General features: G+C 61.3%; 8 protein-coding genes and 1 pseudogene. 5 read left to right on the forward strand and 4 right to left on the reverse strand.

The features are described 5' to 3' along the window. Positions 1-55: 55 nt before the first annotated feature. The 3 genes from AAFM29_RS16350 (at position 56) to AAFM29_RS16360 (ending at position 1,864) form a co-directional block, all read left to right on the forward strand. Positions 56-496, forward strand: coding sequence for a MucR family transcriptional regulator (locus tag AAFM29_RS16350; RefSeq protein WP_341713816.1), 441 nt, complete (start codon positions 56-58; stop codon positions 494-496). A 74-nt stretch (positions 497-570) separates the two neighbouring features. Continuing rightward, positions 571-993 carry a Fur family transcriptional regulator gene (locus tag AAFM29_RS16355; RefSeq protein ID WP_341713817.1) on the forward strand — a complete coding sequence of 141 codons (423 nt, stop codon included), beginning with the start codon at positions 571-573 and terminating at the stop codon, positions 991-993. Further along, entirely contained in the window at positions 965-1,864 is a 900-nt protein-coding gene (locus AAFM29_RS16360; protein WP_341713818.1) for a lysophospholipid acyltransferase family protein, read from the forward strand. Before AAFM29_RS16355 ends, AAFM29_RS16360 begins: the two co-directional genes overlap by 29 nt. On the opposite strand, the gene AAFM29_RS16365 is transcribed toward AAFM29_RS16360, so the two are convergent. The 4 genes from AAFM29_RS16365 to AAFM29_RS16380 all read right to left on the reverse strand — a co-directional run bounded on the left by AAFM29_RS16365 (position 1,861) and on the right by AAFM29_RS16380 (position 5,274). Further along, a complete protein-coding gene (locus tag AAFM29_RS16365; RefSeq protein WP_341713819.1) occupies positions 1,861-2,745 on the reverse strand; it encodes a LysR substrate-binding domain-containing protein in 885 nt (294 codons plus the stop codon). The genes AAFM29_RS16360 and AAFM29_RS16365 overlap by 4 nt on opposite strands. Positions 2,746-2,813: 68 nt before the next feature. Continuing rightward, positions 2,814-3,731 carry a hemolysin family protein gene (locus AAFM29_RS16370; protein ID WP_341713820.1) on the reverse strand — a complete coding sequence of 306 codons (918 nt, stop codon included), beginning with the start codon at positions 3,729-3,731 and terminating at the stop codon, positions 2,814-2,816. A gap of 21 nt (positions 3,732-3,752) precedes the next feature. Next, positions 3,753-4,262 (reverse strand): rRNA maturation RNase YbeY, encoded by a 510-nt coding sequence (gene ybeY / locus AAFM29_RS16375; RefSeq protein ID WP_341713821.1) that lies wholly within the window; start codon positions 4,260-4,262, stop codon positions 3,753-3,755. Beyond that, entirely contained in the window at positions 4,243-5,274 is a 1,032-nt protein-coding gene (locus tag AAFM29_RS16380; RefSeq protein ID WP_341713822.1) for a PhoH family protein, read from the reverse strand. Before AAFM29_RS16380 ends, ybeY begins: the two co-directional genes overlap by 20 nt. A 151-nt stretch (positions 5,275-5,425) precedes the next feature. On the opposite strand from AAFM29_RS16380, the gene AAFM29_RS16385 reads away from it, so the two are divergent. Then, positions 5,426-5,980 carry a hypothetical protein gene (locus AAFM29_RS16385; protein ID WP_341713823.1) on the forward strand — a complete coding sequence of 185 codons (555 nt, stop codon included), beginning with the start codon at positions 5,426-5,428 and terminating at the stop codon, positions 5,978-5,980. Between the two features lie 118 nt (positions 5,981-6,098). Next, positions 6,099-6,323 (forward strand): annotated as a pseudogene (locus AAFM29_RS16390) (hypothetical protein); the annotation flags it as partial.

Raw genomic sequence — 6,323 nt, forward strand, 5'->3', positions numbered from 1 at the left:
GCAGGCAATCAGGGTCGCACCTGCAGTATACGCGCCTAAAAGGGAGACCCCGCGAATGGAGAATTTGGAAACCGACATGACCGAGACGCTGATTACGCTGACATCGGACATCGTCGCTGCCCACGTTAGCAATAACAATGTTGCCGTGGATGAAGTCCCGACGTTGATTTCGACTGTGTATGGTGCGCTGGCAGGTCTTAGCGGTGTCGCTACGGCCGCGGCGGAAGCTCTCGAGCCTGCCGTTTCCGTAAGGGCATCAGTCAAGAAGGACCACGTGGTCTGCCTCGACTGCGGCAAGAAAATGAAGATGCTGAAACGGCATCTCTCGACCGAGCACGGAATGACTCCTGAAGAGTACCGCGCCCGCTGGAATCTTGCCGCCGACTATCCCATGGTCGCACCCGATTACGCCGCCACCCGTCGTGACCTTGCCGTGAAGATCGGCCTTGGTCGCAAGCCGGGACAAAAGCGCGGCCGCAAGAAGAAGGCCGCATAGGGCCCTTCGGTTCGCCTTGAGCAAGACGCCCCGGCCCGATATGGGTACGGGGCGTTTTCATTTGGGAAGCTCTCTTGCACCAGAAGATCGATCTCGAGCAGCTATGCGCCGACAAGGGCCTGAGGATCACCGAACAGCGCCGGGTTATCGCCCGCGTGCTATCGGAAAGCGAAGACCATCCCGATGTCGAAATGCTGCATGAACGGGCGAACAAGATCGACCCGGGGATTTCGATCGCAACGGTTTATCGAACGGTCCGACTATTCGAAGAAGCGGGCATTCTCGATCGCCACGATTTTGGCGATGGCAGGGCGCGTTACGAAGCCGCGCCGGAGGCACACCACGATCACCTGATCGATGTCGAAACCGGCAAGGTGATCGAATTTGTCGATCCCGAAGTCGAAGCATTGCAGAAGCAGATTGCCGAAAAGCTCGGCTATCGCCTCGTCGATCACCGGCTCGAGCTCTATGGCGTCCGCCTCGACCGCGAAGGCTGAGAAGCGCCTGGCGCGCTATTCCGAACAGCGGCTGGCGGCCGCCCGGGGGGAACCAACCCGGCTTTCCCCAGCCGGTTGGGTGCGCTTCTGCCTGCGCGTCTTCGCCATCGTTCTGTTGCTCGCGGTATGCGTTCCGCTTCACTATCTCTATCGGGTCTTCGCCTATGGCTCGCCCTTCCCGATGTGGTTTCTGCGCGGGACGGCATGGATCGTCGGCGCACGGGTAAAGCGCATCGGCACGCCACTGCGGCGAGACGTCTTCTTCATTTCCAACCATGTCTCGTGGATCGACATCCTGGCGCTGGCCGGCGCCAGCGGCACCGCCTTTGTCGCCAAGCAGGAATTGTCGGAAGTACCGATCATCGGATGGCTGTGTCGACTCAACCGCACCGTCTTCGTCAAGCGCGAAAACCGCCTGGGCGTGGCCGAACAGATCAACGCACTCAAGGAAGCCCTGGCAGACAACTGGTCGGTAACGGTCTTTCCGGAAGGCACGACCACCGACGGCCAGTCCCTGCTACCCTTCAAATCCTCGATGCTGTCAGTGCTCGAGCCACCGCCACCGGGCGTGCTCGTCCAGCCGGTCCTGCTGGATTATGGTGAAATCGCCGAGTTCGTTGGCTGGATCGGCGAAGAAAGCGGGATCAACAACGCCAAGCGGGTCTTCGCGCGCAGGGGCAGCTTTCTCTTGAAAATTACCTTCCTCGAACCTTTCAGCCCGGTCGAACACCGTGGTCGCAAGGCAATCGCGACGAAGGCGCGCGAAGAAATTGAGGCCGCCCTGGTGGAAGCCCTGGGCAAGCCGCTGCGTCATTTCGAGCATATCGTCGCGGCGGTCCGTTACGAACCGCCCAGGCCATCGGCCGACTAGAGGCCAGCACCCACCAGCCAGTCGTGAAACAAACGGACCGGACGCTCTTCCAGCGCCGTCGGCTTGCACACGAACCAATAGCTATAGGGGCTTTCGACTTCGACATCGAAGACCTGTGCCAGCCGCGAGTCATGCGCGCGCCGCATGTGATCATCATGCATGATCGCGATGCCGAGCCCCTGCGCTGCGGCCTCGAGCATGATCTGGCCGGAATCGAAGTGATCGATCGCCGCCGGTTCAAGGTCAGGCATGCCAATCTCGGCCTTCCAGGCGGAAAAGCTCTCGGGCAGTTCGTTGTGGATCATGAATGTCTGCTTGGTCAGCAAATCCTGACTGGGTGCGTCACCCAGCTTTTCACGCAGCTCCTTGCTGCAGATCGCATGCACCTTGTTATAGTCCAGCCGCACAGCGTGCAGGCCACGTTCGGGCCCGCGCGACAGGATAATAGCCGCATCCAGGACATCACCAACGCGATCCTCAAGATGCGGGCCGGTATCGATATCGATGTGCAGCAACGGGTGCCGCGCTCGCAGCTCGCCGAGCCGCGGGAACAGGCGCTGGGTGCCGAACAGCGGCAGGACGCCAAGATGCAGGCGCAGCAAGGAGAGATTCTCGGACTGGCTCTCCACCGCCCGGGCCAGGGATTCCAGATGCGGATTGACCGCTTCGTAGAAAGCATGCCCGTCATCGGTGAGTTGCATCGACTGCCGCGCGCGCGTGAACAGCTTCTTGCCGACGAACTCCTCCAGATTTCCGATCCGCCGCGAAAGCGCGGATGGACTGAGGCCAAGTTCGTCAGCAGCCGCGCGGGCCGAGCCTAGTCGAACGGTACGCACGAACGCTTCAAGCGCCCGCAAAGGGGGGAGTCGTCGGGTCGCCATGTTCGTTGCACGCTATGGACGCAAACCGCCCCTGTCGAGGGTCAATGTGCGGATTCCTGCAACTATGATCAGTCGCTGTTGCCCCCAGCCGATGGTGCATGCAGGCGCAGCCTTGTCACATGCGTGTCATCACCATCCGTCACCTCGATACGCCAGCCGCTGGGGTGCTCAACCACCGCGCCAACCTGCGGCACCTGTTCGGCCAGGACAAAGGTTAGACCGCCCAAGGTGTCGACCGATTCCGCGACCTCGGCCAGTTCGGGTGCAACCTTCTCGGCCACGTCGTCGAGTTCCGCGCGGGCATCGCAATCCCACATTCCCTCGCCGATCGGCACGATCCACTCTTCGGGCGCATCGTCGTGCTCGTCCTCGATCTCGCCAACAATTTCCTCGACCAGGTCTTCGATCGTGATCAGGCCGTCGGTTCCCGAGAATTCGTCGACCACGATCGCGAGGTGGACGCGCTGCTGGCGCATGTCCGCCAGCACATCGAGCGCATTGCGCGTCTGCGGCACATAGAGTGGCTGTCGCATCAGCACCGTCCAGTCGGCCGGCGGATCCTCTCTCCGCGCCAGGAAGGGGAAGATATCCTTGAGATGGATCATTCCGATCACATCGTCGAGCTGGTCGCGATAGACCGGCATGCGCGAGTGCCCATGTTCGGCGAAGGTTTCGACCAGTTCGTCCCAACTGGCATCGGCCCTGATCGCCACGATCTCGCCACGCGGAACCGCAACGTCGTCAGCGTCATGCTCAGAGAAATGCAGCAGGTTGCGGAGCATCTGGCGCTCGACCTGAGACAGGTCGCCGCCTCCACTATGTTCTGGTGTGTCGGCCCCGTTTTCGCCTTCGTGCTCGTCGATCGCCTCTTCCAGCTGCGCACGCAACGAGCGCTCGCCGTGGTCGGGGTCGAAGAATTTCCGGATTGCGAGCCAAAGCCCGCTTCTACTGTCCGCGTCTCCCGCGGGTAATGGCGAATCGGGCATGGCCCTAACAAAGCGCTCCAGTCAGTTGCGGTCCCCATATGGGTCGGCGATACCCAGTTTTGCAAGCGCCTCGATTTCGAGCGCTTCCATTACCTCGGCCTGCTCGTCGCTATCGACATGATCATGACCTGCCAGGTGAAGCAGGCCGTGGACGATCAGGTGCGCAGCATGGTCGGCCAGCGACACGCCTTTTTCCGCGGCTTCGCGCGCGCACGTCTCAAACGCAAGAGCGAGATCGCCGAGCATCTCCGGGGGCCCGTCGGCTGCCATATCGAGCAATTCATCCCGCTCCAACATCGGAAATGACAGCACGTTGGTCGGTTTGTCCTTGTCCCGCCATTCACGGTTCAATTCGTGAACCTCGGCATCGGAAGTGAACAGCAGTGATGCACTCAGGCGCGGATTTGTGAGCGCTGCCTCGATCTCCGAAGCAGCCACGGCAACCCGTTCTGCCAGTTCGGCCCATTCGGAGCCGCCCGGCCAGCCATCGATCTCGATATCGAGTTCCACGTCAGGAAGCTGGTCCCTCATAGGCTTCGACGATGCGGCCCACGATCGGGTGGCGGACAACGTCGGCTGCGGTGAAGCGGATCGTGCCGAAGCCTTCGATCCCCTCCAGTTTGTCTACCGCGTCGGCGAGGCCGCTCATGCGGTCACCACCGGGGATATCGACCTGCTTCGGGTCGCCACACACCACCATACGGCTGTTCTGGCCGAAGCGGGTGAGGAACATCTTCATCTGCTCGCGCGTGGTGTTCTGCGCCTCGTCGAGGATGACGAAGGCATCGGCCAGCGTGCGCCCCCGCATGAAGGCGATAGGGGCGATCTCGATCTCACCGCTCGCCAGTCGTCGCTCGACCTGTTCAGGCGGCATGCAATCGTAGAGCGCATCGTAAAGCGGGCGCAGGTAGGGATCGACCTTGTCCTTCATGTCGCCGGGCAGGAAGCCCAGCTTCTCACCCGCCTCGACCGCCGGCCGAGACAGGATCAGGCGCTGGACACTGCCGGTGATCAGCTGTGCAACTGCCTGCGCCACCGCGAGATAGGTCTTGCCGGTGCCTGCCGGGCCGAGCGCGAAGATGATGTCGTCACGCACCAGGCTGCGCATATATTCGACCTGCGTCGCGCTACGCGGAACGATCGTCTTGCGCCTTGTCCGGATCATGATCGGCGGGCTGTCGAGATTGCCCGTGATGATCCCTTCCAGCGTCGGCTCGTTCGACATGGCGATGACCGATTCAATCGTGCCCGCGTCGAGATCCTGGCCCATGGCCAGCCGATCGTACATTGCCTTCAGCACTTCACGCGCGCGGGCCACGCTGTCTTCGGGGCCCTCGATATGGAGCTGGTTGCCACGCGCCGAAATGAATACCCCCAGCCGGTTCTCAACCTGCACCAGATTTGCATCGAACTGGCCGAAGAGCGCGCCAAGCAGGCTCTGGTTGTCGAAGCTTATGTCCAGCTGTGCGCGGCGGATTTCGCGCTGCGGGCTGGGCGGTGGTGCGAAGGCGGGATGCGCCTCCCGGGCAGGTTTGCGGGCCATGGGCTCCTTTCTTGCGTGCGAGTCGGAGTCTAGGCCTGAAAGCGGCGTAGGCAAGCGAGGGACCACATCGCGACGGTGGAAAGTCACGCGCTTGTAACCGCACCGCCACTGATGCATCTTCGGCGCGAAACAACCGAGCCGGAGCAAGCCCATGAACCGCCTCATCATTTTTGCATCGATCGCTCTCGCAGCCTGCAGCGGCTCTTCTGCAGAGCAGGATGAAGCAGGCGAGCCGAGACTTGAGGGCACTTCGCCCGCACCCGCGAACGCCGAAGAAGACATCCGCCATTTCCTTCTGCAAGAATATCCCGATGCCGGACCAATGCAGTATGCGCTGGCATGGAAGGATCTCGACGGCGATGGCGCGGACGAAGCGATCGTCCATCTCGTCGCCCCTTATTTCTGCGGTACTGGCGGATGCAATACGCTGGTGCTGACGCAAGCAGGACCAATGTGGCACAAGGTCGGCGAGATCAGTGTATCGCGCACCCCGATCACGGTGATGGATACGAGCTCAAACGGTTGGCAGGATCTGACGGTTGCGTTTGCCGGGGGCGGCGCACCATCGGGAACTGCACTGCTCAGGTTCGATGGCGAAACCTACCCCTCGAACCCGACTGTGCCGCCAGCAGAAACAGTCGAAGCGGGAGGCACTGTGTTGATCGGCGAAGACCCGACACTGACCAAGCTGGAGATTGGGGAATAACGCGACATTGATAGTCGAACGGAACGGAACAACCGTTGGTCGATTGTAGCGTACCACTCCAAAGCATCGACCCTAAGAACAGAACTGATTTCATCAACTTCTTAGGTTCGACGTAACTATGCGCAGCATTCGCCTGCTATCATTGGCCCTGCTTTGTGGCTCATGCCTCACCTTACCCGCAGCCGCTCAGGACACCGGCGAAGACGGTCGCGAGATCATCGTTCGGGGACAAAGAACAACAGAGCGCTCGATCGTCAGTTCGATGGCGCAGGACATCACCCGTCGCCCCCGGATCGATAAGCCGCTTTCGCGCCGATACAATGCAGTTTGCCTGGGTCTATAT

Source organism: Erythrobacter sp. (genome assembly GCF_038133525.1).
In the GTDB taxonomy this organism is placed as follows: domain Bacteria; phylum Pseudomonadota; class Alphaproteobacteria; order Sphingomonadales; family Sphingomonadaceae; genus Qipengyuania.